Below are 26,303 nucleotides of genomic sequence, written 5' to 3' on the forward strand. Positions count from 1 at the left end.
CTCTCGGCGCATGGCGGCGAGCTAAACCTCGCCTCTAAAGCATTCCTTCGCGGGGCCGGTCATGAGGACTGGTCCGTCTTCTTCGTGCTTGATGTGGAGGGTTCCGCCATCCAGAACCACGTCGGATTCAAGACCTACGCGGCCAGTACGCTGAGCAGCCACCAGAGTAGCGCAGCTTCCGGTTCCACAAGCCATGGTTACGCCACAACCGCGTTCCCACACGCGCATACGGATCTTGCCGGGAGCCACAACTTGGGCAAATTCAATGTTGCAACGGTCCGGGAACTGCTTATCGTGTTCCAGAATCGGGCCCCAGTTTTCCAACTGGATTTTTTCAATATCATCCACGAAAATCACAGTGTGGGGATTGCCCATGGAAACGGTTTCGCCAGTAAAGTCGAAGGAATCCGCAGTAAGCTTGATGGTTCCTAAGAAATCGCGGGGAGCACCCATATTCACGCAAACCTGAGCATCTTCCAGCTTGTTTGCATCGCCAAGAATTGCGGGCTTTATCAAGCCGCTCTTGGTATGAAGTACAAAGGAATCCTTGTCACTCAGGCCGCGGGTACGAATGAACTTAGCCACGCAGCGAGTAGCGTTACCGCACATGGCCGCTTCGGAACCATCCGCGTTAAAGATTCGCATTTCGAAATCAACACCATTGCCTTTGCCGTCGCTAGTAGCACGAACATCCTTTTCGGCCACAACGTATTCTTCGCCACTGTGCAACGGAGTCACAACAACAACCCCATCGGCACCAATACCAAAACGACGATCGCAAAGTTCAATCACGCGCTTTTCCAGGTCTGCACCCAGAGTCATATCAAAAGCTTCACCCGGTTCCACCAGAACGAAATCGTTTCCGAGACCAGTCCACTTAGAAAATTTCAATGACATAAATTGTAATCCTTAAATTCGCCATAGTAAAGCAAAAAACATGCCACTTTTACATTTTCAGTAAAAGTGGCGAATTTCATTAAATTTTAAAGATTGCGAATCGGATTTGGATTTCAAGATTTGAAAGAATTTACAAAATATGTAACAAACGTCTTTATATTTTACACTTTATGTAACATAGTTTAGATTTTTTCAAAAATGCTGGACGAAATCCGTCCAAATGCGTAAAAAGCAATCATTACATACAAAATCATAAATCATTTTCTATACTTGCGTCCATGAGATACGCAGTTATTACAGGCGCCAGCTCGGGTATCGGCGCCGAATTCGCAAAGAATTTGTCCGCCCGCGGTTATGGTCTTATTCTGGTGGCCCGTCGCGAAGACCGCCTGCAGGCACTTGCCAAAGAATTGGGAACTCCTGCAGAAGTATTTACCGCAGACCTTTCCAGCCAGAGTGAATGTGAACGTCTGGGCGAATTTCTTGACAAGTTCGACGTAGGCGTCTTTATCAACAACGCTGGCTTCGGCGATTGCGGCGCATTTGCGGAAACAGACTTAAGCAAGGAACTGCGCATGATCAACGTGAACGTCATCGCGCTGCACCTCCTTTCCAAGCTAGCCGTAAAGATTCTGGCAAAGAACGGCGGACATCTCTTGAACGTAGGATCCAGCGCAGGCCTTATGCCTTCCGGTCCCTACATGGCCACCTACTACGCTACCAAGGCCTATGTGGTAAGCCTTACCCAGGGAATCGCCGTGGAACTTCAGGAATCCAAATCCAACGTATCCGCTAGCGTGCTCTGCCCGGGTCCAGTAAAGACAGAATTCAATGACGTAGCCAACGTGCAGTTCGCCTTGCCGGGAATCTCCCCCAAGTTCTGCGCTAGCTACGCACTGAAGATGATGTTCAAGAAAAAGACCATCATTGTCCCCAGCTTGATCATGAAGGGCGCCGCCATTGCAGGCAAGCTCCTCCCCCGCTATATTGCCTCCAAGATTGCAGGTGCACAGCAGAAAAAGAAACTGGGCAAAGTCTAAAGCTAGACAAATTTACCTGAGGATTTAAATCCAGCATTTTTTGAAAAAGGAGGCAAAACAGTGTTGAACAGCAAGCAAATTATGGAAAGGGGCAGGGACGCCCTCAAGGGGAACTGGGGCAAGGCAGCCATTTTCACATTGATTTTGGTTATCGCCATACTGGTCGTCTCTGGAATTCTTGACGTAGACAACTTCGTCAAGGAGCCCGTGTATCCAGACCCATCCAAAGGAATCGAGGGCGACCTCAGCACACTCCCAGCATACGTTCTTTTGGGACTAGGTTTCGCACTTATCAGCACCATCTTATGGAATGCCGTTTCCGTAGGCGAAGCCAAGATATTCATCCATCTTGTTGACAACGGCGAATTCAACTGGAAGCACATAACGCACGGCCTACACAAACTGGGACGCAACACACTTTCAGTCCTTTTGTACACGCTCGTCTTGACATGCGCATTGGGTTTGATTGGAGGCGGAATCATATTCGTCACAGCATTTATAAGTACGTTAACTAGCCATGTTTCAGAAACAGCAGGAATTGTCATCTTTGTAATTGGAGCAGTCATTTTAGCAGGTATCGCCGGCTTCTTCCTATACAAGTTTTTGCCGACATACATCATGCTTTTCATGAAATTGGCTCTTGACGACAAGGTAAAAAGTGTTCCAGCAATAAAAGAGACCTTCCATACCGTAGCTCCGTACAATTGGGAATTTTGCTGCTTATCACTTCGCTTTACCGGCTGGCTATTACTCTGTTGCGTAACATGCGGAATCGGCTTCCTTTGGGTTAGTCCATACATGTCTGCAAGTTTCTATGTATTCTACAAGGAATGCATCGCAGACCAAGAAAACTACAGCAACGATGAAGTCTTAACAGTCTCTACAGAGAAATAAACTCCATAACAACTTAATACAAGAAGGCCGCCAGCGGATTTACCCGCCAGCGGCCCGTGTTGTTACACAAGGAACTCTTTTAGTTCGTCATTCTGAGCGAAGTGCCAAAGGCACGGAGTCGATGAATCTAGATCCTTCGACGCGCTACGCTTGCTCAGGATGACGCACAGTATTAAAACTTTGAAACCTTCGCCTTTGCATCGGCCATGGCGCGCACAACCAGGGAAGCTCCATTAGCGCAGTCACCTACAGCGTAGATATTGCGAGACGGATCCTGAATGATTGCGGTACGCGGCGTCAGTTCAAGGCCAAGATCCTTCACGATACCTTCAGCAGGCACGCCGGTAAAGCCCATAGCCAGAACAACCAAGTCAGCGTCAATCACTTCGGTGGAGTTGGGAACTTCATTAGGCTTGATGGGACGGCCGTTAGGAGCCATTTCCCATTCCACAGCCACAGCTTCAACGCCAGCCACCTTGCCGTCCTTCACAATGAACTGCTTGGAAGACACATTCCAGCGGCGTTCGCCACCTTCGTGATGAGCATAGCTGGTGCGCAGCATGTACGGCCAATCCGGCCACGGAGTAGACGGAGAACGTTCTTCAGGAGGCTTAGGCATGAATTCCACCTGAAGCACGCTCTTGCAACCTTCACGGAGGGATTTACCTACGCAGTCATTACCAGTATCGCCACCGCCAATGATCAGCACCTTCTTGCCCTTGGCATTGTACTTTTCACCTTCCCCGTGGAGGAAGTCCAGAGCCAGGTAGATACCTTCGGCATCGCGGCCCGGGATGTTCAAGTCACGAGCGTTGGGAGTACCTATTGCCAGGAACAGGTAATCGTAATTCTTGCGAATGTAATCGGCAGAAATATCCTTGCCGATTTCGCAGTTGCAAACAAATTTAATACCAGCTTCTTCAAGGAGAGTCACGCGACGATCGATAACTTCCTTTTCCAGCTTCCAGTTAGGAATGCCATAACGGAGAAGGCCGCCAACCTTGGGCTTCTTTTCGTAAACGGTTACGGCGTAACCCTTACGGCGCAAGGCTTCTGCAGCATAGAGGCCAGAGGGACCGCCACCGATTACAGCTACAGTCTTGCCGTTAGGTACAGCAGCAGGCTGTTCCACCCAACCTTCCTTGAAGGCGGTTTCGATCATGTGCTTTTCCACCTGGCGAACCATGACTGCGTCGTCATTCAGGTTGCGGGTGCAACTTGCTTCGCAAAGGGCGGGGCAAACGCGACCGGTAAATTCCGGGAAGAAAGCGGTCTTGCAAATAATGTCGTAACCCTTGCGCACATCGCCTGCAGCAACGGCATTGTTAAATTCGGGAATCAAGTTTCCCAGAGGGCATCCTGCACCATGGCAGAACGGAATGCCGCAATCAGCGCAGCGGCTGGCCTGAGCCTTAATTTCTTCTTCAGTGAAGAGGCGTTCAACTTCTTTCAAGTCCTTAACGCGTTCTTCTACGGGGCGGTACACGTCCTGGATTCTCTGTACGATAGCCATAAAATTTATTCCTTATAAAAAGCGTTAAAAGAAAGCGACAAAAGCGAAACTCTTCTTACGTGTCACCTTGAGCGAAGCCCGTATGGGCGAAGTCGAAAGGTCTAGATTCCTCGACTTCGCGCAAAGCGCTCCGCTCGGAATGACATTTCAAACATTTCGCTCGGAATGACAGCATTAGAGTTCCGCAATCATCCAAGAGTTGTATTACTTAGCTTCAGCCTGCTTTGCCAAGGCGTTGCGATATTCCACCGGGAAGACCTTCACGAACTTCGGACGAGAGTTGTTCCAGTCTTCGAGAATGCGCTTACCCTTTTCAGAACCGGTAGCTTCCACATGCTGCTTGATGATATCAAGGAGTTCTGCTTCGCTTTCGGTACCCGGAAGCACGCTTTCCAAGTCAACGGAATCCACGTTGCAGCTCAAGTCGAAGTGACCCGTTTCGTCGAAGACGTAAGCAAAACCACCAGTCATACCTGCAGCGAAGTTCACGCCTACACGACCCAGCACAACAACGCGGCCACCAGTCATGTATTCGCAACCATGGTCGCCAACACCTTCGGTAACAAGCAGCATACCAGAGTTACGGATACCGAAGCGTTCGCCAGCAAGACCGTTGATGAACACCTTACCGCTAGTTCCACCGTAGCCAATCACGTTACCAGCGATAACGTTGTCTTCAGCCTTGAAGGTTGCGTTTTTGGACGGGCGAACAATGATCTTACCACCGCTGAGGCCCTTGCCCATAAAGTCGTTGACTTCACCTTCGATATCGAGAGTAATACCCGGAGCAAGGAAGGCGCCAAAGCTCTGGCCAGCCACACCCTGCAGGTGAATCTTGATGGTATCTTCCGGCAGGCCCTTTGCACCAAAGTGTTCGTCCACTTCACCAGAAAGTTCAGTACCCACGGTACGGTCCACGTTATGGATCATGGTAGAGAGTTCAACAGCCTTACCAGTCTTCAAAGTTTCCTGTACGAAAGGCAAGAGTTCGCGACGGTCGAAGTTGACCAATTCTTCAGGAACGTAGTTAGGATCGTGCTTCTTGATCTGTTCCTTACCGTTGCCAGCATCCACAGAAGCGAAGATCTTGCTGAAGTCCAGCTTCTTAGCCTTGTAGAAGTTGATGGCTTCGTTCATATCCAACAGGTCGTTACGGCCGCAGGCTTCATCAAGGCTACGGAGGCCAAGGCTTGCGAGGATTTCACGAATTTCGTCAGCGATGAAGTAGAGGAAGTTTTCAACGAATTCCGGCTTGCCCTTGAAGTGCTTACGGAGTTCCGGATCCTGAGTTGCAAGGCCCATGGGGCACTGGTTGGTATGGCACTTACGGTCCATAATACAGCCAAGGCTTGCAAGGAGGTTAGTTGCGAAACCAAATTCTTCTGCACCAAGGAGGGCAGCGATCACAACGTCACGGCCAGTCTTCAACTGACCATCCACCTGCAACTTCACGCGACCGCGGAGATCATTAAGAACGAGAGTCTGTTCAGCTTCGGCAATGCCCAATTCCCAAGGAAGGCCGGCATGCTTGATGGAAGTCAGCGGAGATGCACCGGTACCACCGTCGTGGCCAGAGATAAGCACAACGTCTGCATGAGCCTTTGCCACACCTGCAGCAACCGTACCCACACCCACTTCAGAAACCAGCTTTACAGATACGCGGGCCTTGGGGTTGGAGTTACGAAGGTCATAGATCAACTGAGCCAGATCTTCGATGGAGTAAATATCGTGATGCGGCGGAGGAGAAATCAAGGAAACATTAGGAATAGAGTGACGAATACGAGCAACGAATTCGTTCACCTTGTGAGCAGGCAGCTGGCCACCTTCACCGGGCTTTGCACCCTGAGCCATCTTGATCTGCAAATCCTTTGCCTTACGGAGGTAGTCGATGGTCACACCGAAACGACCGGAAGCGATCTGACGGATGGCGCTGCTACGGATATCGCCGTTGGGAGCCGGAGTGTTACGATCCGGGTCTTCACCACCTTCACCGCAGTTGCTCATGGCGCCGTTACGGTTCATAGCGATAGCGATAGCTTCGTGAGCTTCCGGGCTCAAAGAACCAAGGCTCATTGCACCAGCAACAAAGTGCTTGATAATATCCTGACGGGATTCCACTTCAGAAATATCGATGGGAGTGGTTTCCTTGAACTTGAAGAGACCGCGGAGAGTTGCCTGACGCTGAGACTGATCGTCGATGAGCTTGGAGTATGTCTTGAACTTTGCGTAGTCACCCAGCTGGACAGCCTGACGGAATGCGCCCAGGGACTGGGGAGTCCACAAGTGCATTTCACCTTCCTTACGGAACTTGTACTGACCACCTTCCTTCAGGATGGGGCTTGCGTCCTTCAGAGAAATGGAGTTACGTTCATCCACTTCGCGGGCGATTTCAGCAAGGCCAATACCTTCGACGCGGCTTGCAGTACCCGGGAGGAACTTTTCGATAATTTCGTGGTTCAAACCAACAGCTTCGAAGATCTGTGCGCTGCGATAGCTACGGAGAGTAGAGATACCCATCTTGGACATGATCTTCAGGAGGCCCTTGTCCACAGCCTTGACGTAGTTGGCTGCGGCAGTCACAGGACCCACATCCAGTTCGCCAGTGTGGCACATATTGGTGATGCTCTGGAAAGCAAGGTACGGGTTGATGACCGTTGCGCCGTAGCCCAGGAGGAGTGCAAAGTGCATCACTTCACGAACTTCACCGGACTGGACAATCAAACCGATTTCCGGACGGACGCCAGCTTCGACCAAGGTACGGTTTACAGCGGCAGTTGCCAACAGAGACGGCATGGGAACATAGCCCCAATCAATGTTCTTATCAGAGAGAACGATAATGTTGAAACCTTCCTGCACGGCACGGACTGCGTCGCCAGCCAGGTTCTGCAAGGCAGCTTCAAGAACTTCGCCGTTACCACCCATGGGGAACTGCATCTTGAGCACCTTAGCCTTAAAGCTCTTATCGCCAATGTTTTCGAAGTGAGCGATTTCGTCTTCGGTAACAATGGGGCGAGGAATCTTAATGAGGTGAGCCTGTTCCGGAGTTTCTTCCAGAATGTTACCGTGGTTACCAATGTAAGTGGTAAGGCTCATGACCAGTTCTTCACGAATCGGGTCGATAGGCGGATTGGTAACCTGAGCGAAGAGCTGCTTAAAGTAGTTAAACAACGGCTGGGGCTTGTCAGAAAGGACTGCCAGAGCAGCGTCGTTACCCATAGAACCGATAGGTTCCTGACCATTCTTGGCCATGGGCTGCAAAATCACGTTCAGGTCTTCTGCAGAATAACCGAAACGCTTCTGCTGGATCAGCAAATCTTCCGGAACGTCAGAAGGATTGATTTCGCTGAAGAGGCCGCGAACACTCATCTTGTTTTCGGCAACCCAACGACGGTAGGGCTTGCTACGAGCAACGAAGGCCTTCATTTCTGCATTCTTAAGAATGCGGTGGTTTTCAATATCCAGGTAGATGATTTCACCGGGCTTCAAGCGGCCCTTTTCTTCAACTTCGTCGTCGTTGATGTCCAAAACGCCGGTTTCGGAAGCCATGACGAAGAGACCATCTTTACACAAAGTGTAACGTGCCGGACGGAGACCGTTACGGTCCAGGATTGCACCAGCGTTCACACCGTCAGAGAATGCAACGGCTGCGGGGCCATCCCAAGGTTCCATAAGCATGGATTCGTATTCGAAGAAGCCACGAACGTCGCGGCCCATGTAGTGCTTAGCACCCCAAGCCTGGGGCATCATCATAAGGATTGCGTGCGGGAGGCTACGGCCTGCAGCCACCAGCAATTCAAACATATTGTCAAGGCTTGCAGAGTCACTCTGACCGCCAGCGATCAAAGGCAAGCACTTCTGAAGATCATCGCCAATACGTTCGCTCTTCAGGTGAGGTTCACGAGCCTTAAGGCTGTTCAAGTTACCGCGGAGAGTATTGATTTCGCCGTTGTGAGCTAGGTAGCGGAACGGATGAGCCAGAGGCCAAGTGGGGAAAGTATTGGTAGAGTAACGCTGGTGAACCAGGGCAATGGGGCTTTCAAAATCAGCGTCATTCAGGTCCTTATAGAAGGCTTCGATCTGAATTGCAAGGAGAAGACCCTTATAAACGATAGTCTTGCTGGAGCAAGAGCAGATGTACAGACTGTCGCAAGCCTTTTCAATCTGGCGACGCAGCACAAAAAGCTTGATTTCTGCATTTTCGGGCTTGGTAGCGTCGAAAATGTACTGACGAATATGCGGAAGAGTTTCGCGAGCGGTACGACCAATAGCCTTGGGGTCTACCGGAACTTCACGGACATGGAGAACGGGGCAACCTTCAGAAGCTGCCAGTTCCTTAATCTTTTCATCATAGGTATCGGCGGCAACGGAGTTGTCTACGAAAACCATAGCCACACCGTACTTGGCCGGAAGATCTGAATAGAGCTTCTTGAAGAACTTGTGGGGCATAGAAAGCAAAAGGCCAGCGCCATCACCCGTTTCCGGGTCGCCGCCAGCCGCACCACGATGCATAAGACGCTTCAGGACAGTGATACCCTGAAGCACAATCTGGTGGGAAGCCACATTGTTAATATTGGCAACGAGACCTACGCCGCAGGCGTCATGTTCGTTGGCCGGATTATAAAGAGCTTGAGCTTTCATTGTAATATTCCTTGTGTTTTTAATTTTTTCCGCCCCGTTATTGCAAAATGCGTGCCAAAACGGGTCAAAAATCAACAAGGAACCGACACAAAATGAAAAATCTTACATTTTAAGTAAAACAACGTAGTTTTCTAGGCGTTATAAAAAATACCGGCGGATACCCACCGGCTAGGTCATGTAAAAACACCTATCAAGATTTACAGATTACGTAAACAAAACCAAGAAAATTACATAAAACGTAAACATAAGCTACTAAACAAAGCTAAATCGCCTCCCCGTTCACAATATAACGGGAGAAAGTAGCCAGGATACCATTTTCATCATCGGAATAGAGCAAAGGGTCTAATAGCACCTTTTCCCAGGCAAAGTCCATCAGGCGTACCATGGCGCTATCACCGCTTTCCCCAAAAGGAATCACACGATCCGCCAGGTAGGTGGCATAAAACTCCAGCACCGCAGCACAGAAATCAGCCACCTGCTCGGAAACCTCTTTCAATTGGGCGAAGGCCTCCTTTCGCGGAGCCCAATTATCCGAAGATATCACCATCGGAACATCCATTCCAATACGCAAGTTTCCTTCCATACATTCATAAGTAAGTCGATTGCTCCGATATCCAAAAGTTCCCCGAGTCGTATAACGGGCTACACAATCTCGATAAGCCCCCTCCACCCGGGCATAAAATTGAGGAAGAATCTCCTCAAACAATTTCTCTCGGACACGCTCAAAAGCTAAGCTCACCGCAAATCTGCCATTCTTATAATATTGACTTACGCGTCCCCCATAAGTTTGAGGAGCCGGGCCCAAAAACTTCAGGAAGTCATTGTCACAACGATACTTAAGAAGACGCTCCTTCAAGACAGTGTCATCCACCAGCAGGGCAGCAAAGCCAGCAAAATCATAAATCGAGTATTTGCGGGCAGCCATCTCCTGAAGGAGGACATTCCTAAACTCTCTTTCATCCGCAGGCTTGACACAAGCGAAGGTGGTATCCTTATTTATATAGAGAGAATCCTTATGGAGCAGTAACCCCAAGGCAAGTTCCGTCTTCCGTCTTAAGGACTGTTCGTCGTGGAGATATTCGCGGAAGCTGATGCCGTCCCGAAACGTGTCCAGAGAGAGAGGAACCAAAGGATTCCTCATCTGGATACGAGCACGGAAACTGACGTTTATGCGGAACATGGGACGATTCTCGCCGGAAATATCCACAAAACTCGCCACTTTCCAGGAGTTGGGCTCCAGATACAATGAAGCATGCCCCACTTGGTCTACAGGGAAAACATCCCCATTCTGTAGAGGACCTAAAACCTTATCCAGAAAGAGGTCAACCAACTGAGGGTCATTGGAAAATTCCTCCGAAACACAAAAGGAAACGGAACAGTGATCCGTATAGATTTGTTCCCCCATCAGAAAGCGAACCACCTCAGAATCCTTATCCAGAGAAACGTCTTTTACAATTTTTGTAAAATCAAGATTTTCACCCAAGGCGTGGATACCCAGCCCCACCCTATAATCCGCCCGAGAGTCATAGCAGATACAGGAACCATAAACCTTGCAGACCAGCGAACAACCCTTTTTAGTCATGTTTTCCCCCAACGGATTCTTTCTGAAGGTATTCATAAATCTCCTTGAACATGCGGGAAAGTGTCGCCACAAATTCATCATGGTAAGCAAGCTGCTTCGCCCTGTCGGTCGCACTTACAAAACTTTCATTTTCCAAGGGATTATTCAAATCTTCAACCTATCGAAAAGTTCCTTCAGGGGGACATTGGCTTTGGCAGCGCACTCGAAAACATTGATTCCGTTTTCCATGATTGACTCCTATAAGTACCGATTTAGATCGGCTAGTACCAGACGCAGCTGGCAGTTTTCGTTTCGTGATTTACGAGATCCGAGGATCCCTCGTAAATTGTATCGTCCTTAAATTCGGGATTGTAAAATAAAATGCTATTATTATGTGTGAAAAATTTTTAACCCTCCATTTCATGGAAATCTATATGAGCACTAAAGAATACCTTGCCGGCGCCAAGATGGCCGGTTCCGTCCAGAAGCTGATGACCCCGGGTCTGGCTGTTGAATTCATTCAGCCCTGGTACACCCCGCTTTCTACCACTCCGTCTACCACCGGTATCGCAGTGGGCGGCATTGGTTCTACCTTTACTGCAACTCCCGCAGGCACCACCCCCGTCATGAACGTGATGCCCGGCGTGCAGGTTCGCACCGAAAAGGCATCTGACCTTCGCTTCAACAACTTCTTCTTCCGCGAAGCAGTGATCAGCGACAAGGCACAGCTGGCCATTCACAACTTTGCAGCATTCACCACCTATCTGGGCAAGTTCGCCATCGTCGACGCCAAGGGTGCAGCACTGTTCGGCGCCGCAGAACTGGCCGACCAGAAGAAGGCAGAATCCAAGCTGAACAAGCTTGTAGCAGACAAGGACTTCTTGAAGAACAACGCAGCCGCTTTCGAACGCTGGCACATCCAGTGGAGCGACCGCACTGCAGAACTTCTGGCTAAGAAGGGCGCAAAGGTTGCCGAAGTGAACCGCGCAGTTCTCATCGATTTCTTCGACGGCGTTGTAGGCGAAAAGATTGCTCGCCAGGGCGCATTGACCGCTGCATGGGCTGACGACAAGACTTTCCTGGGTCAGGAAGGTTACGACGCAGCAAAGATGCAGTACACCGCACTCTATCCCGTTAGCGAAACCAAGTACGAAGGCAAGGGCGTTCAGATTACCAAGACCCAGTCCAGCTACGTGACTCCGGGTGACGAACGTCTCTCCAGCCTGCCGGTAAACGCAACCGTTTTCACCTTGGAAAACACCACCAAGGAAACCCGCGAAATGACCATCGTCCAGGTTCAGGACAGCCTCTGCGGCTACTATGCTCGCAAGGACCGTCAGGGCGTGCAGGACTCCAGCTTTGTTCTGGTTCCCATGGCCAAGAACCCCAAGGCAGTTGCTTTCAGCATGAACGCTGCCGATGGCCGCGAAATTCGCGGTATCGAATTCTACAACGAAGAACAGCAGCCCGCTTCTGACTTTAACGGCTGCATGGGCATTTCTGTTGCATGGAACAAGAAGGACAACCTGAATGTTACCGTGAAGCCCATGTTCTACCAGGACGACGCCGCAGCTACCGTTAAGGCAGCACTCCAGAGCGGTCGCGTCAACAACACTTTCGTGAAGAACGTTTACAGCGGCCGCGAAACTATCGCAGGTGCTATCGCTGTGACCGTAGTTCTCAAGCCCAAGCAGAAGGTTTCCTTCCAGTTCAACACTGTACTGGACTTCCCGGAAATCAAGCTTGTGAAGCTCACCAGCCAGAAGAAGTACACCGCCTTCTACCCCGAAGCATACGGCCGCGTTGGCGCCATGCTGGACGAAGCTCTGGCAGCAGACAAGACTTTCGACGCACGCCTCAAGGCATTCGAAGCTCTGGTCCCCAAGGCTAAGGTTGCAAAGATCTATAAGGAAGCAAAGAAGCAGGTCGAATTCAAGAGCCTGGCCATCAACACTTTGAGCTTCCTCGCCGAAGCAACCGTCTGGGACAAGGAAGACCGCTTCCTGGTTCGCGAATGCGCTGACTATCCCTTCTTTAACTCTCTAGACGTTTACTTCTACGGCAGCTTCAGCCTGCTGGCTCTGATGCCGCGCCTGGATGGCGTTGTGATGAAGCGTTTCGGTGATGCAATCCTTGCTATTAACGAAAACCGCCGTCGTCATCACGAATACGTGAACCTGCCCTTTGCAGATCTTCCGGATCCTAAGCTGGAAGGCCCCCGCGCTGTTCGTGGCGCTGTAATCCATGACCTGGGTAGCCCCTTCGATGCAGAACCGGATGCTTACGACTGGCATAACGTGAAGGAATGGAAGGATCTTGCTCCTAAGTACGTTCTCATGGTTCTCCGTCACTATGTGACCACCAAGAATCTTGACGTTCTGAAGGAATGCAAGGACGCTGTTTACGCCGCAATGGAATACCTGGAAAAGATGGTGAACGAAGGCGAAAACTTCCCGCTGACCCACGGTACCGACGACACCTTCGACAACCTCTCCTCTCACGGCATTTCCGTGTACTGCGGTTCTCTCTGGATTGCAGGCCTCCGCGCTGCAGCAAAGATTGCAGAACTCCTTGGTGACAAGGATCAGGCTGCTAAGTGGAACGAAAAGTCTGTTGCCGCCAACAAGGAATTCGACGAAGCCCTGTGGGACGAAAATGAAGGTTACTACCACTTCTTCGTTACACCCATGGAACTGAAGGACATCAACACCGAAAAGTATGCAAAGCTCCGCGAAGCTGTTAAGGAATCCATTGAACTTCCGGAATGCCCCAAGTGTGGCGTCCAGGCAATCAACGCTTGGTTGAACGCTGGCGAAATTCCGTCTGACGTGGATCTCAGCAAGTCCGACCTCCGCGGTCTCAAGAAGGCATGGATTACCGCACAGTGTGAAGAAGCCTTCAACGCTTCCTGGAAGGCAAAGGTCACCAACGACTGCGACGACGTTTTCGTCGACACTCTCCTGGCAGACACTTACCTGCGCATGCTTGGCCTGAAGCCCATCTGTGATGCTAACAAGGCTAAGAAGAACCTGCTGAAGGTTTTCAACACCAACTACAAGGCAAACAGCCCGCTGATTGGTGCAGCAAACCTTGTTCACAAGGATGGCTCTCCGCTGGATGAATTCAACTTTCAGGCCCACGACGTTTGGATTGGCATTCAGTACAGCGTCATGACCGCTTGCATGATGCACGGCCTCGTGAAGGAAGCAGCCGACCTTGGCGACTCCATGACCCGTAACCTTTACGATGAAGCTAAGGTTCCCTTCGCTGCACCGGAAGGCTTCAACGGTTCTTGCCGCCTGCACCCGGCTGCACTGGTCGCAAACTTCGGTTTGTCTCAGGCTGCTGCAGACAAGATGCACAAGGCATTGCTCGCTAAGGGCGCACTCCTCGCTGATAGCCGCATTAGCCCGAAGCTTCCCCGCAATGTTGCAGCCTTTACCAAGGCTTACGGCGCAATTGCTAAGGACGCTAAGGTCGATGCAGAAAAGCTGTTCAGCCTCATGCACAGCACTGCGCTGAAGTACACCGCAGGTAAGTACTTCCGTCCGGGAATGGTGTTCGCTCTGCTCTATAAGTAATGCTTTTTGTTGCGGGTTGGTCCGCGACGTAAGCTCGCACGCGAACAAGGCCGCTGCGCCCTTCGGGCTGCGGATTGTTCGCTTAGCGACTTACATCGCTCCCCTATTTCATTAACGCATACACTTATACAAGCCGTTTTTGCGACTATTCAGGCTCCGGATTGTTTTGCTTAGTGACTTACATCGCTCCCCAGCCATTCACATAGCGCACTTACTTATATTGCCCGTTTTTTTCTAAAACGTAAAGAAGCGTCTGGATTGTTCCAGACGCTTCTTTTGTTCTTGATAATAATTGCGGGTTATTTCTTAGTGGCGCATTGGGTGGCGATGTTCATGATGTCATTTTCTAGCTGATCGGGTCTTTCAAAGACTTCCTTCATGAACTTCTTGACGGTGTATTTTTTCTTGATTTCCTGGACTACGCAGGAGCAGGCGCCGGCGCCAACACCGCCACCTAGGCATTCCTTACTGATGGCGTTTTCCATTTCCTTGGGGAATTGTGGCGGCAAGCAGGTTTCCAGAAGTTCAAAGCCCAGCTTGTTCATACTTTCTTCGTTCTCGCTTTCGTTCAGGAACTTCAGGAGAAGTTTCTGATTCTTGGCGAGTCCATCATAAGCACAGCTACAAGTTTTAGCAGCACCATCTGCGCCTAGCCAGGCAACAGCTTCCGCGGTACAGGACTGCACGAAATTTTCGCGGAACATGTCGTTCATCAGGAGCATCTGCACTAGAAACAGATTATCTTCGGTGAGTTGAACATCCTGATCTGCAGATGAAGTGTTTTGAGCGGGCTGAAGCAACTGAGCGAAGCTCATTCCAAATACTAGCAGGGTAATTAATGCGAGTCTTTTAAAAATCATAGGGTACAATATACAAAGTTAAGGCGGGTATTAGGACTTAGATTACGCCTTTGAGATAAATCACATCTTTTTTTACAATCACAATATATCTTTATGAGAAAATAGGAGTTGTCATGAATACCTGCAGAACCCTTCTTTCGTTCGGATTGGCATTGGCCGTTTCCTCGTACGCCGCACAATACGAGGCGGAATCCGCCACATTGTCAGGAACTGCGCAGACTGCTAGCGATGGCGGCGCCTCCGGTTCCAGCTACGTTCAAATGCAGTCTGGAAACATCACTTTTACAAACATCCAGGCAAGCTCAGCGGGAAAATACAACCTGAAGATTCGCTACAAGGCAGGCGATTACAAGGAAAACGACATCTCCGTAAACAGCGCCAGTGCAGGAACAGTTAGCTTTGCCGCAACTTCCAGCTGGAGCGAAGTTTCCACGGTGATAAGCCTCAAGGCCGGCACCAACACTATTGCAATCGTCAAAAGCTGGGGATGGATAGACGTGGACTACATTGACGTAAGCGCTTACGAAAGCGTAGCATTTAACATTAGCGCGGACCCGGTCACGCCCAACGCAACCGATGGCGCTAAAAAGATTTACTCCTTCCTTCGTGAAAACTTCGGCAAGAAAACCATTAGCGGCATCATGACCGGCAGTATGGACGGCTACACCAAGGGCGCAGACTTCCGCACTCACGAAGACCCCAAAAACGTCTACACCCGCAGCGGGAAATACCCTGCCCTGGTCGGCGTGGACTTTTTGTTTGCAACAGGTCCCAACGCATCCGGCTCCTGGCAGACGGAATACACCGAAAAGGGACTTTCCCTGGCCAAGGACTTGTGGAGCAGAGGTGGCATTCCAGCATTCACCTGGCACTGGAAGGATCCTCTGGACCAGAAGGACGCATTCTATATTCAGAGTGCAGCTGGTTCTAACGAATACACCGACTTCGACTATTCCACCGCATTCAAGTCCGGAACCACTGAATGGGACACCAACAGCGAAGCCTACAAGGGCATCATCGCGGACATTGACCACATTGCGGACTACTTCCTGGAATTGCAGACTGCAGGTGTCGCCGCTATTTTCCGCCCCCTTCACGAAGCTGGCGGTAAATGGTTCTGGTGGAGCATCAATAGCGGAGCTCAGTTCGCAGCCCTCTATCGCCTGGTATACGACCGTATGGTCAACGTGAAGGGCGTAAAGAATCTTATCTGGGTATTCAACCCTGAATCCGGCACCGTTTACGACTGGGATCCGGGTAGCGAGTATTACGATATCATATCCATCGACATCTACAACACCGACAACGATTACTCCAGCAACTCCGCTGCATTCGAAAAATTCAAGGCCGCCACCAACAACAAGAAGATGGTCGCCCTGACGGAGAACGGTCCCCTTCCCGATGTGAACAACATGCACAGCGACGAAGCGGTTTGGAGCTGGTGGATGGTGTGGTACGGATCCTGGAACGGGAAATGGCCTGGCCAGACTTCCAATGACGTATGGAAGAACAACATGGAAGATAACCGTATCATCACTTTCGAAGATATGCCAGGCTGGGGAAGTTTCACCCCTGCAATTGAAAGCAGTTCCAGCGAACCTGTTGCAGAATCTAGCAGTTCTGTTGAACACACCTTGCGATTGGTCAAGGACCTTGAATTGAACGGTTCCAGTAAAATCACAGGCATTTTCGACCTGAATGGTCATTACATGGGATCCGAAGGAGCCATGAGCAAGTTACCCCAGGGACGTTATATCGTTCGCTCCCAGAAAGCAGGCCATACCGTTAATACCCTGTACATCAAAAAGTAAATTTCAGAGATTGTAAATCAAGTCGTAGACTCTCGGGGTCTACGATTTTTTATTGAAGCAATAAAATAAGGTAGCAAAACTAGAGCTTTTTACTAAATTTGGAGTACTATGAGCTTAAAATTCGAAACCCCGATTACTGAAGTCCCGCTGTTCCACCAAGGTAAAGTACGTGATATGTACGACCTGGGCGACAGCTTCCTGATGGTTGCTAGCGACCGTCTCTCCGCCTTTGACGTGGTTCTCCCCACCCCCATTCCGGGTAAGGGCAAGATCCTGAACCAGCTCTCTCTGTTCTGGTTCAAGCAGCTTGGCATGAAGAACCACCTGATCACTGCAAACGTGGACGAATATCCGGAAGTGCTGAAGAAGCACGCCGACTATCTCCGCGGTCGCTCCATGATCGTGAAGAAGGCTCACCGTCATTCCGTGGAATGCATCGTCCGCGGTTACATCGTGGGTTCCGGCTGGAAGGACTACCAGAAGACTGGTCGCATTTGCGGTCACGTTCTGCCGTCCAACCTGCAGCTCTGCGACAAGCTTGAAAATGCCCTCTACACCCCCAGCACCAAGCCGGATGTAGGCCACGACGAAAACATCAGCTTCGAACAGACCTTCGACATCGTCGGCGAAAAGGTTGCAACCACCCTGAAGAACATGTCTCTGGAAATCTACACCAAGGCTCGCGACTACGCAGCTTCCAAGGGTATCATTCTGGCTGACACCAAGTTCGAATTCGGTGAAATCGATGGCGAAACCATCCTGATCGACGAAGTCCTCACACCGGACTCCAGCCGCTACTGGCCCGCAGACAAGTACGAAGTGGGCAAGAACCAGGAAAGCTTCGACAAGCAGTACATCCGTGACTGGCTGGAAACTTTGGACTGGGGCAAGTGCTATCCGGGTCCCGAAATTCCGGCAGACGTTGTGAAGAACACTCTCGACAAGTACATCGAAATCTTCGTACGTCTCACTGGCAAGCAGCCTGAGTTGTAGACCGCTCACGCAGTACGTTAGGTGAAGAACCTACGATTTGCGTTCGCTCTCAAAAAGACCTGTCGTTAAGACAGGTCTTTTTTCACATACAACCGCTTGGGGAGCAAAAGCAGGTTATTGACCGTTGCAGGCTAAAGAATATCTCTGTTCAGGAGTTCGCCGTGGTCTAGGGTCAGGCGGCGGAAGGGGCTGTTCATGTAGAAATCGGGGTTATGGGTAGCCATCAGCACGGTTGTACCGCGGGCATTGATTTCCTTAAAGATCTTAAAGACTTCTTCGGCGTTTTTCGGGTCCAGGTTACCAGTAGGTTCATCAGCCAGGAGCAAGTAGGGATTATGCACCATGGCGCGGGCAATGGCCACACGCTGCTGCTCACCGCCGGAAAGTGTATAGGGCATGGCAAAACGCTTCTGGCTAATACCCACAAGAGCCAGCGCATCAAAGACGGCGGCGTTAATAGTCTTGGTAGGAGCGCCTACGATGCGCAACGCAAGAGCCACATTCTCGAAGACGTTTCTATCGGGCAGAAGCTTAAAATCCTGGAAGATAATGCCCATCTTGCGACGCAGGGACTGGATATACTTATCCGCAGTATTCTTGCTATCGTAAAGGCAATCTTCGGTGAACTTCACCATCACCTGGCCGCCACGCTCCACGTCGGGGCGTTCGTCCATATAAATTAATTTCAGCAGAGTAGACTTACCAGCACCAGAGTGACCCGTCAGGAAAACGAATTCTCCCTTACGGATACGGAAAGAAACGTTGGAAAGAGCTTTCCAGTTTTCTTCGTAGGACTTGGTGACATGGTTAAAGTGAATCACGAAGCAATCCTCAAGGATTATTCCGTCAGGCGGATATCTACGTGGACTTCCTTACGCCACTTCTTGACAAGTTCGCTCAACTTCAAGCCTTCCAGATGGTTGGCAGTCATCATCTCGATCTTACCGTAGTCTTCTTCCAGAGTAAGTTCGCGAATCTGGCGCATGTCATCCAGACGGAAGATGTGATAGGCACCATCGATCATTACCGGCTGGGAAACCTCGCCCACCTGCAACGTAGAGACGGGATCCACATAGGCGGGAACCATTTCATTCTTCTGGAACCAACCCAGCTTACCACCAGCATAATTGCTGGACTTATCTTCACTAAACTTCTTTGCGGCAGCAGCGAATTCTTCGGACGTCTTCAGAGACTTCTGGAGGGAGTCAGCCAAGGCAATCACCTTTGCAGTATCTTCTGCGGTAGGAATCGTGCGGAGAAGAATCTGAGCGGAGCGGACACCGTCTTCCTTACGACCCAACACGCGGGCAATATGCCAACCCAATGCAGTCTTTACAGGAGTAGATGCGTACTGACCGTTCTTCAACTGATCCAGAGCTCGTTCAAATGCAGGATCCAGCTGGCCACGCTTGTAATATCCCAGGTCACCGCCCTTTGCGGCGCTAGAATCCTGAGAGTGAGCCTTAGCCAGAAGTTCAAAACTCATCCCCAAGTTCAATGTATCAATCAAGGCTTCCGCAATCAGTTTCACAGAGTCCACAATTGCCTGATTGGGCAAGATGGGCAACTGGATGTGGCTCAAGAAAACGCAGTTATACTGACGAGGAATGGAATCCTTGTATTCCTTGTAGTAGGCTTCCACTTCCTTACGAGTCGGGGAAATGGAACCCACATGACGCTGACGAACACGAGTCATTTCCACATTGTTACGAATCTGCTTGGAGAGCATATCGCGATACTGAGCCATGCTCATTCCCAGCTGGGCGCGAATTGCCTTTTCCAGAGTAGCCATATTGATGTTCTGGCTGGAGGCAAGCTGCTGCAAATGGGAGTTCACACGCTGATCCACTTCCGCATCGGACACCACGATGGAGTCACGGTCAATACGGGAAAGCAAAACCTTCTCTTCAATCAGGCGATCCAGCACATACTGTTTCTGTTCAGCTTCCGACATGGCGGAGCCTTCCGGAGTTTCCTGAAAACGGTAAAGGCTATTCAGGAATTCAGAACGCATGATAGGCTTGCCATCCACCACCGCAGCCATACCTTCCATCAGTACCGGTTCGGCCAGAGCAAAAGAGACTGCAGCGCAAAGAGCTAAAGTTATACGACTAAAAACGTTCATCATTATTCCTTTTCACTAAAAACTTTCAGCTTGGAAAAAATCGGGCGGGCATTCTTCCACTGGTCCTTCAGACGGTCCATCACCTTTTTCTGGTGTTCAACCCAGGTACGTTCCGTAATATCATCCACCACTTCCGCATAAGGCAGAACATCGGCGGAATCCAGACGGGAAGTCACCACAGCAATTTTCAGAGCCCCGTTGCAAACCTTCATGGGAGAAATCTTACCCAGCGTCACTTCCGTCAAGGATGGAATAAGGCAGCTATCCGGAGAAACGGTAAGGGAATCAAAACGTTCCACACGCTTCATGAGCCAGTTTTCCGAGGGAGGAGCCACAAAGCTCTTGGACTTATTCATCTTGTAATACTCGTTGGCCTTGCCCCATTCCTTGAAGTAAATGATGGCACCGGAAATCATATTCTTGCCGCGGAGGTACAGTTCAGGATGTTCCTTGTAAAAAGCCAGCTTTTCGGCATCCGTAACGATCATGGTATCCAGATAGCTCTGGAGGAAATAATCCACCACCAGTTTGCGGGTAGCAATTTCAATCTGAGCCTGCAAAAGAGTATCGTCCAAAACGCCACTCTTGGCAGCTTCCTGATAGATGGTTTCTTCGTTGATCCAACGTTCCATAAAGGACAGCTTGGAATGATCATCCATAGTATCCCAGTTAGGATGCATTCTACGAATGTCAGAATCCTTAAGCTTGGTATCACCCACAGAAATCACCACAGGATCTTCCTTGCCGAAAGGCAAATCACAGGCGGAAAGAACCGCCAGAATCAAAGCAAAAAAGAAAAAGGGTAAAAATTTCATCGGGTCACAATTTAGAAAATTCGGCAATTCGAAATTACTTCAATTTTCCAAAAAGTCCCTTCAACTTGGTCAAGGATTGGGTATCCACTTCTTCCTGGTCGTCGTCGGCCTTACGCTTGAAGCGCAGCACCTCGAAATCTTCCAGCATGGCACGTCCCTGAAGATACATTTCCGGGAATTCCTTATCGTCAACACCCATACGATCCACATCAGACAAGAGGTCTCGGGCCTTCTTGAGCTCGTGATCCTTCAAGAATCGGGACTTCAGGAAAGGACGGAAGGAATCGCGGAGGGTGCGGGCATCCAGAAGTTCCTTAATAGACGGGTCGGAATCGTCCATAGACTCCCCGAGAACCACCAGTTCAGACACCTGACGGACTCTTTCGAACAAAGTATGTTCTTCCTGATAGAGAGCGGCAAGCTTGGTGACGAAAGGCGTTGCCGCATCATTCACATGATCACGTCCCTGACGCATGGCCACGCTAAACTCACGGAGGGCATCCCAACATTTCACGAAAGCTTCGGCCCCGATAAGGCCTGCTTCGTAAGTGGCCCGGACCAAAGCCAGGCGAGTTTCCTCATCTTCACTACGGGTGGTTGCCGCTAGATTGCGGAAGTCCTTCATCTTCTTTCCGCGGGAGAATTCCAGGCCGGAGAACCGCACACAGCGATTGGCATCCAGGCCATCCGCAATGAGGGACTTGGCCACCCAGATTTTCATCACGGTCTTAAAGTCATCTGCGTATACACCGCCCGTTTCCAGCATATTCAGGCGATCCGCAATAACGTCAGCCACAGGCTGGTTCGTACCATTAGCCGCACCGCTTTCAAGACGCTTTCTAAAGTTCTGCCAAAACTTGGATTCCTCGGAGGTCATGAGGGCAGAATCCCCCAAACGCCAGCCAAAGCGGGACTTTTCCAGGGGGAAATCGATACCGTAGGTTACCACCACCGGGCGCACCGCCAGGAAGAATCGGAAACTTCCCCACTCAGGAGAAAGTTCCACCGGGAACTTGTCCGCCACGCCGTTCTTAAAAACACTTAAGTGCAATCGCAGATGATTTTCCCTTTCCGGTGTAACCGTAGGAATATCGCATTCCAGGTTCTTCATCTCCCCAAATACTTCGTAAAGCAGCAGCATAGGTGCCTTGTGGGGAGATTCCTTCAGTTTATCGCAGAAGGCATCGTCAATGGCCACGCGCTTCGCTTCCATCTGTTTCTTGGAAGCCTTGGGCATTTCACGAATAATGGACTCCACCATCCATTCACGCCACTGATGGATAGACAAGGCAAGAAGTGCCGGGGTGGTTTCCGCCAGCAAGTCGTAAGGGAACTTCAGGGTAATGCCATCACAACTCTTGGTGGCATCAAATACCATTTCACCCGTAACCACGCGGGCAACAGAAGAAGACGGGCGTCCATTCCAGTCGAAGCCCATAATACGGAAGCTTTCTACGGAGCCACCGTTTTCTGCCTGGGGTTTGGCATCGCGAGAACCAGCCCCGCCGCGGCCATCCTTACCCTTACCGCCAAATTCCATACGGTTGCTAAAGCCACTATCCGTATAGCTGACACCCGATTCACTCTGGTCCAGCCAGAACTTTTCATCAAACTTCAGCCACTGATCGCCCTTTTCCGCCAGGTAGGCTTTCAGGGTACGGATGGAATTGACCTTAGGTGCAATTCGCACATAATAATCCACCAGCGTGTCTTCGTGAGGAGCCAAGCCAAACTGGCGCTTGCGAGCTTCCAGGGCGTGGAGATTTTCCACCACACGTTCGTTATGAGTCATGAAGGGGAACGGTCTGGCAATATCGCTCATGACCACCGCTTCACGCCAGAAAATCTGGGCGCAATCTTCGGGATTGACGCGAGCATAATCCACACGGTGACCACGGCTAATCACAAGACCACGAAAGGAAACTTCTTCCACCGCTTCCACAAAGCCACGTTCCTTGTTCCATACAGGCGCAAACCAACGGCGGGTACAGAAAGGTTCCGCCACCTGCATAATCCATTCCGGTTTGATTTCAGCAGCCTTTGTCAAAAAGATTCGGCTGGTCTCACGAACTTCCGCACTAAAGAGCCATTCCACACTCTTGGCGTAAAGATCACTTCCCGGGAACACATGAGTTTCACGACCGCTGACCAATCGGTAGCAGCCGTTTTCAATATCACGGCGAGCAATGCCCCCCAGGAATCCGCTAAGCAGGGCAATATGCAGGTTATCGGCGTGGAAACTCTTCAGGTCGCAAACGCGGTTTTCAAACTTCGTATCCAGAGTACGGCCAAACTGCTCGTAAAGATCAATCCATTCTCGACAGCGCAAGAAGTGGAAAGAATTCTTGTCGCAGAACTTGCGCAACTTATTCCAGGATTTTCCATCCCACTCTTCGCAGAAAGCGTTCCACATACTGACATAAGTCAGGAAGTCACTCTTGTGACCTGCAAACTTGCGATGGAGCTGACGGATGCGTCCACGTTCCGGTTCTTCGTTAGGAACCACACGAGGATCCTGGATGGAAAGGGCGGCACAAACAATCAGAGCGGGCTGCAAAACACCAGCGTCACGGGCACGCAGCAACACGGCGGACAAAGCCACATCCATGGGCAGCTTCGTCATGTCGCGGCCAAGCTTGGTTACGTGACCGCTGGCATTATCGGCGGTTAAGGCACCCAGCTCAAACAAGGTCTTGTATGCCCCACGGAAAGCGGAGTGAGGCGGAGCCTGCAGGAAGGGGAACGTTTCCATTTCCAGACCAAGACTGCGAAGTTGCAGCACCACGTTAGCCAAATTACTGCGACGGATTTCCGGTTCAGTAAAGTCTTCTCGCTTTTCAAAATTTTCGGGAGAATAAAGTCGGATACAGACGCCTGGCTTCACGCGGCCCGCACGACCTGTACGCTGGCGGGCGCTGGCCTTGGAAATTTCTTCCACAGGCAATCCCTGGATACGAGCCTGAGCATTGTATCGGGATATACGTGCCATACCCGTGTCCACCACATAGGCAATGCCCGGAATGGTGAGAGAAGTTTCCGCAATGTTGGTGGCTAGAACCACACGAGTCTTGCTAGTACTCTTGAAAATTCTACGCTGTTCATCGGGACTCATGCGGCCATACAGCGGCAGCACATCAAAGCTGGCGGCATCCAGATCGGACTTCAATTCGTTGGCCAAGTCCTGAATGTCTCGCTCCGTAGGGAGGAAGCAAAGCAAATGATCCCGATGGCGGCTTTCCAAATCCACAATGGCGTCCCGGGCTTCTTCAATCAAGCCGGAGTCACCCTTGCCGGAAGCGTCACGACGGTCATCGTCATCATCATCCCAAGGGCTGCGGAAACCGTCCCTCCCTCGGGAATCAGCTCCCCGAGCCTGCCGAGGGGCAGCGTCGCGGAAATAATACTCCACGTCCACAGGGAACGTGCGGCCTTCCGCTTCCAGCTCGCAGCTATTATGATAGAACTTCTCGAAGAGGGCGGCGTCCAGAGTAGCGGAAGCCACAATCAGCTTGAAGTCCGGACGTTCCTTCAGCACCGACTTGAAAATTCCCAGAAGGATATCGATGTTCAAGGAGCGTTCGTGAGCTTCGTCAATAACGATGGCGTTGTACTGCTTGAAAAGTCTGTCACGGCGGAATTCCTGCAAGAGAATACCATCGGTCATGACCTTGATGGGAGCGTCATTAGTACCCTGTTCCCAGAAACGGATCTTGGTACTGACCAGTTCGTCATCCTTCAGTTCTTCACGCAGGCGATCGGCGATGGACATGGCAGCAAGCCTGCGGGGCTCCGTCACGCCTATCTTGAACGCCGGCTTTTCCGCAGCAGCCTCGCGGAATTTAGCAACGAAATATTCCAGCAAAAACTTAGGCAACTGCGTCGACTTGCCGGAACCCGTATCCGCCTTGACGATTACAACCTGATGGGAATCCAGCAAACGCAGGAAATCCTCCCGCTTATTCACCACGGGAAGTTCAGGATACTCGATCTTTAAAGCAGATAAATCCATCATTAACTAATTATGAGTTATGAGATATGAATTATGAGTTTCGTAATTCATAATTTATAATTCATCATTAAGGAATAAAATCAAAGATTTTATTCCTTAATGTGTCCGCACTTATCGCAGGTGAACTTGTAGCTGTTATCAGGATCCACCACCATGACGCCGTCACATTCCGGCAATTCGCAAGGCAGTTCACCCGGCATCACTTCACGATAAGTTTCTTTTTCTTCATTCATATTATTTGCATTCCTTTAATCGCGGCACAAAGATAGCTAAATTTGTTTTCGCAATTTTTCAACGGAGGTTTATAATGTCCGAAACGAAATACACCAAATGGGTCGCCTGCTGGGGAAACGCCACATCCATCACAGACCGCACCGCTGCCGTTTACGCCAAGGACATCACCCTTCGTTACCCCATCCGCATTTGCTTTTCCGGATGTAAGCTTCGCTTCCGCTTTTCCAACCTGACGGGAACGGAACCCATCGAAATCACAAACTCCTTTGTTTCCCCCGCAGGAGCTACAAGCCAGCAATCCAAAGAACCTGTGGCCATTACATTCTCTGGATCACAGGCGGTTCAAATCCAGCCGGGTCAGGAAATTGAAAGTGACGAAATTGCCTACAATGTGACCGCAGGGGAAACCATCAACGTCAGCATGTATTTCGCAGGCTATACCCAGATGAATGCCGGCACCCTCATTACGGGCCCGCTGTCCAGCGGCAAGTACACCTACGGTAATTACGCCACCGCCGATGAACTTCCCGCAGAATTGACCCGCAATACAAATTGGTTCTATTTCCTCAACACCGTGGACGTACTGACAGAAGAATCCAACCACGCTCTGGTTTGTTTCGGCGACTCCATTACCGCACAGAGCTGGCCCGATTACCTTGCCCAGCAGGCATGGGACGCAGGCATCCGCAACGTGTCCGTCATCCGTCGCGCCGTCAGCGGAACCCGCATCCTTAGGGAATACAACTGCATTACTTACGCTGCCTACGGGTTAAAAGGCGCCACCCGCTTCCCCATCGAATTGAACGTGGCAGGAGCCACTACCCTCATTATTCAGCACGGCATTAACGACATTATCCATCCTGTTGGCGTAGAGGTAAACAAGTTCCGCCCCTGGAGCGATATGCCCACCACCGCCGACCTCATTAAGGGCGTTCAGGAAATCTATCTCCCCCACGCCCGCAAATTAAAACTGAAGATTTACAGCGGAACTTTGCTGCCCATTTATGGTTGGCGCACCTACGACGAAGGCCGCGATGTGATCCGCAACGCCTTCAACGAATGGCTAAGAACCTCCGACCAATTTGATGGTTGCGTAGACTTCGACGTCGCCGTCCGCGACGTCGCAGACACCAAGAAATTCGCCGAAGGCTTTGACTCTGGAGACCATCTACATCCCAGCGAAAAAGCCTATCAGGCAATGGCTGCCGCGGCATTACAAATCCTTCAATAACTTTTGAAGAAGGAACCCACCGGCAAGCCGGTGGTTCTTCATAGACGGGCAAAGCCCTATGTTACGGCACGCGCTAACACGCGTACGCAGTCTGCCACCTG

At 50.6% G+C, this 26,303-nt stretch carries 16 protein-coding genes; 6 read left to right on the top strand and 10 right to left on the bottom strand.

The genetic code is table 11. From position 1 onward, the window contains the following. Nucleotides 1-21 precede the first annotated feature (21 nt). Nucleotides 22-897, bottom strand: a complete 876-nt coding sequence (dapF, locus tag BUB59_RS02685; RefSeq protein ID WP_073225370.1) for a diaminopimelate epimerase — start codon at nt 895-897, stop codon at nt 22-24. A gap of 278 nt (nt 898-1,175) precedes the next feature. Between dapF and BUB59_RS02690 the strand changes: the two genes are divergently transcribed. Continuing rightward, nucleotides 1,176-1,937, top strand: a complete 762-nt coding sequence (locus tag BUB59_RS02690; protein WP_073225372.1) for an SDR family NAD(P)-dependent oxidoreductase — start codon at nt 1,176-1,178, stop codon at nt 1,935-1,937. 60 nt (nt 1,938-1,997) lie between these two features. After that, nucleotides 1,998-2,831: a DUF975 family protein gene (locus BUB59_RS02695; RefSeq protein WP_143160190.1), complete on the top strand. Its 834-nt coding sequence runs from the start codon at nt 1,998-2,000 to the stop codon at nt 2,829-2,831. 172 nt (nt 2,832-3,003) lie between these two features. Here BUB59_RS02695 and BUB59_RS02700 read toward each other — a convergent pair whose 3' ends face one another. The 3 genes from BUB59_RS02700 to BUB59_RS02710 form a co-directional block, all read right to left on the bottom strand. Further along, complete coding sequence (locus BUB59_RS02700) at nt 3,004-4,344, bottom strand: glutamate synthase subunit beta (protein ID WP_073225376.1); 1,341 nt, start codon at nt 4,342-4,344, stop codon at nt 3,004-3,006. 204 nt (nt 4,345-4,548) lie between these two features. Continuing rightward, nucleotides 4,549-8,982 (bottom strand): glutamate synthase large subunit, encoded by a 4,434-nt coding sequence (gene gltB / locus BUB59_RS02705; RefSeq protein WP_073225378.1) that lies wholly within the window; start codon nt 8,980-8,982, stop codon nt 4,549-4,551. A gap of 262 nt (nt 8,983-9,244) precedes the next feature. Continuing rightward, nucleotides 9,245-10,600 carry a hypothetical protein gene (locus BUB59_RS02710; RefSeq protein WP_143160191.1) on the bottom strand — a complete coding sequence of 452 codons (1,356 nt, stop codon included), beginning with the start codon at nt 10,598-10,600 and terminating at the stop codon, nt 9,245-9,247. Between the two features lie 377 nt (nt 10,601-10,977). Here BUB59_RS02710 and BUB59_RS02715 point away from each other — a divergent pair, with 377 nt between their 5' ends. Next, the gene (locus BUB59_RS02715; protein WP_073225419.1) at nt 10,978-14,124 is read left to right on the top strand and encodes a GH116 family glycosyl hydrolase; all 3,147 of its coding nucleotides are present in this window, start codon (nt 10,978-10,980) and stop codon (nt 14,122-14,124) included. A gap of 299 nt (nt 14,125-14,423) precedes the next feature. Here the strand turns inward: BUB59_RS02715 and BUB59_RS02720 are convergent, their stop codons facing one another. After that, nucleotides 14,424-14,984 carry a hypothetical protein gene (locus BUB59_RS02720; RefSeq protein ID WP_143160192.1) on the bottom strand — a complete coding sequence of 187 codons (561 nt, stop codon included), beginning with the start codon at nt 14,982-14,984 and terminating at the stop codon, nt 14,424-14,426. Between the two features lie 113 nt (nt 14,985-15,097). On the opposite strand from BUB59_RS02720, the gene BUB59_RS02725 reads away from it, so the two are divergent. Continuing rightward, nucleotides 15,098-16,795: a glycosyl hydrolase gene (locus BUB59_RS02725; protein WP_073225383.1), complete on the top strand. Its 1,698-nt coding sequence runs from the start codon at nt 15,098-15,100 to the stop codon at nt 16,793-16,795. A gap of 108 nt (nt 16,796-16,903) precedes the next feature. Beyond that, the gene (locus BUB59_RS02730) at nt 16,904-17,788 is read left to right on the top strand and encodes a phosphoribosylaminoimidazolesuccinocarboxamide synthase (RefSeq protein ID WP_073225385.1); all 885 of its coding nucleotides are present in this window, start codon (nt 16,904-16,906) and stop codon (nt 17,786-17,788) included. Between the two features lie 131 nt (nt 17,789-17,919). Here BUB59_RS02730 and ftsE read toward each other — a convergent pair whose 3' ends face one another. The 5 genes from ftsE to BUB59_RS15305 all read right to left on the bottom strand — a co-directional run bounded on the left by ftsE (nt 17,920) and on the right by BUB59_RS15305 (nt 24,970). Beyond that, nucleotides 17,920-18,609, bottom strand: coding sequence for a cell division ATP-binding protein FtsE (gene ftsE, locus BUB59_RS02735; RefSeq protein ID WP_073225386.1), 690 nt, complete (start codon nt 18,607-18,609; stop codon nt 17,920-17,922). A gap of 17 nt (nt 18,610-18,626) precedes the next feature. Continuing rightward, a complete protein-coding gene (locus tag BUB59_RS02740) occupies nt 18,627-19,916 on the bottom strand; it encodes a peptidylprolyl isomerase (RefSeq protein ID WP_234979902.1) in 1,290 nt (429 codons plus the stop codon). Next, nucleotides 19,916-20,728 (bottom strand): hypothetical protein, encoded by an 813-nt coding sequence (locus BUB59_RS02745; RefSeq protein ID WP_143160193.1) that lies wholly within the window; start codon nt 20,726-20,728, stop codon nt 19,916-19,918. Before BUB59_RS02745 ends, BUB59_RS02740 begins: the two co-directional genes overlap by 1 nt. A gap of 34 nt (nt 20,729-20,762) precedes the next feature. Continuing rightward, a complete protein-coding gene (gene hrpA, locus BUB59_RS02750) occupies nt 20,763-24,740 on the bottom strand; it encodes an ATP-dependent RNA helicase HrpA (RefSeq protein ID WP_234979903.1) in 3,978 nt (1,325 codons plus the stop codon). Nucleotides 24,741-24,826: 86 nt separating this feature from the next. Further along, the gene (locus BUB59_RS15305; protein ID WP_159433314.1) at nt 24,827-24,970 is read right to left on the bottom strand and encodes a hypothetical protein; all 144 of its coding nucleotides are present in this window, start codon (nt 24,968-24,970) and stop codon (nt 24,827-24,829) included. Between the two features lie 74 nt (nt 24,971-25,044). Here BUB59_RS15305 and BUB59_RS02755 point away from each other — a divergent pair, with 74 nt between their 5' ends. Then, nucleotides 25,045-26,202 carry a GDSL-type esterase/lipase family protein gene (locus tag BUB59_RS02755; RefSeq protein WP_073225390.1) on the top strand — a complete coding sequence of 386 codons (1,158 nt, stop codon included), beginning with the start codon at nt 25,045-25,047 and terminating at the stop codon, nt 26,200-26,202. Nucleotides 26,203-26,303: the final 101 nt, after the last annotated feature.

It is taken from the genome of Fibrobacter sp. UWEL, from assembly GCF_900142535.1.
GTDB lineage: Bacteria > Fibrobacterota > Fibrobacteria > Fibrobacterales > Fibrobacteraceae > Fibrobacter.

Excerpts from the sequence above, each read along its gene's own strand:
- dapF (WP_073225370.1), bottom strand. The coding sequence starts at position 897 with ATGTCATTGAAATTTTCTAAGTGGACTGGTCTCGGAAACGATTTCGTT.
- BUB59_RS02690 (WP_073225372.1), top strand. The coding sequence starts at position 1,176 with ATGAGATACGCAGTTATTACAGGCGCCAGCTCGGGTATCGGCGCCGAA.
- BUB59_RS02700 (WP_073225376.1), bottom strand. The coding sequence starts at position 4,344 with ATGGCTATCGTACAGAGAATCCAGGACGTGTACCGCCCCGTAGAAGAA.
- gltB (WP_073225378.1), bottom strand. The coding sequence starts at position 8,982 with ATGAAAGCTCAAGCTCTTTATAATCCGGCCAACGAACATGACGCCTGC.
- BUB59_RS02710 (WP_143160191.1), bottom strand. The coding sequence starts at position 10,600 with ATGAATACCTTCAGAAAGAATCCGTTGGGGGAAAACATGACTAAAAAG.
- BUB59_RS02715 (WP_073225419.1), top strand. The coding sequence starts at position 10,978 with ATGAGCACTAAAGAATACCTTGCCGGCGCCAAGATGGCCGGTTCCGTC.
- BUB59_RS02720 (WP_143160192.1), bottom strand. The coding sequence starts at position 14,984 with ATGATTTTTAAAAGACTCGCATTAATTACCCTGCTAGTATTTGGAATG.
- BUB59_RS02725 (WP_073225383.1), top strand. The coding sequence starts at position 15,098 with ATGAATACCTGCAGAACCCTTCTTTCGTTCGGATTGGCATTGGCCGTT.
- BUB59_RS02730 (WP_073225385.1), top strand. The coding sequence starts at position 16,904 with ATGAGCTTAAAATTCGAAACCCCGATTACTGAAGTCCCGCTGTTCCAC.
- BUB59_RS02740 (WP_234979902.1), bottom strand. The coding sequence starts at position 19,916 with ATGATGAACGTTTTTAGTCGTATAACTTTAGCTCTTTGCGCTGCAGTC.
- BUB59_RS02745 (WP_143160193.1), bottom strand. The coding sequence starts at position 20,728 with ATGAAATTTTTACCCTTTTTCTTTTTTGCTTTGATTCTGGCGGTTCTT.
- hrpA (WP_234979903.1), bottom strand. The coding sequence starts at position 24,740 with ATGATGGATTTATCTGCTTTAAAGATCGAGTATCCTGAACTTCCCGTG.
- BUB59_RS15305 (WP_159433314.1), bottom strand. The coding sequence starts at position 24,970 with ATGAATGAAGAAAAAGAAACTTATCGTGAAGTGATGCCGGGTGAACTG.
- BUB59_RS02755 (WP_073225390.1), top strand. The coding sequence starts at position 25,045 with ATGTCCGAAACGAAATACACCAAATGGGTCGCCTGCTGGGGAAACGCC.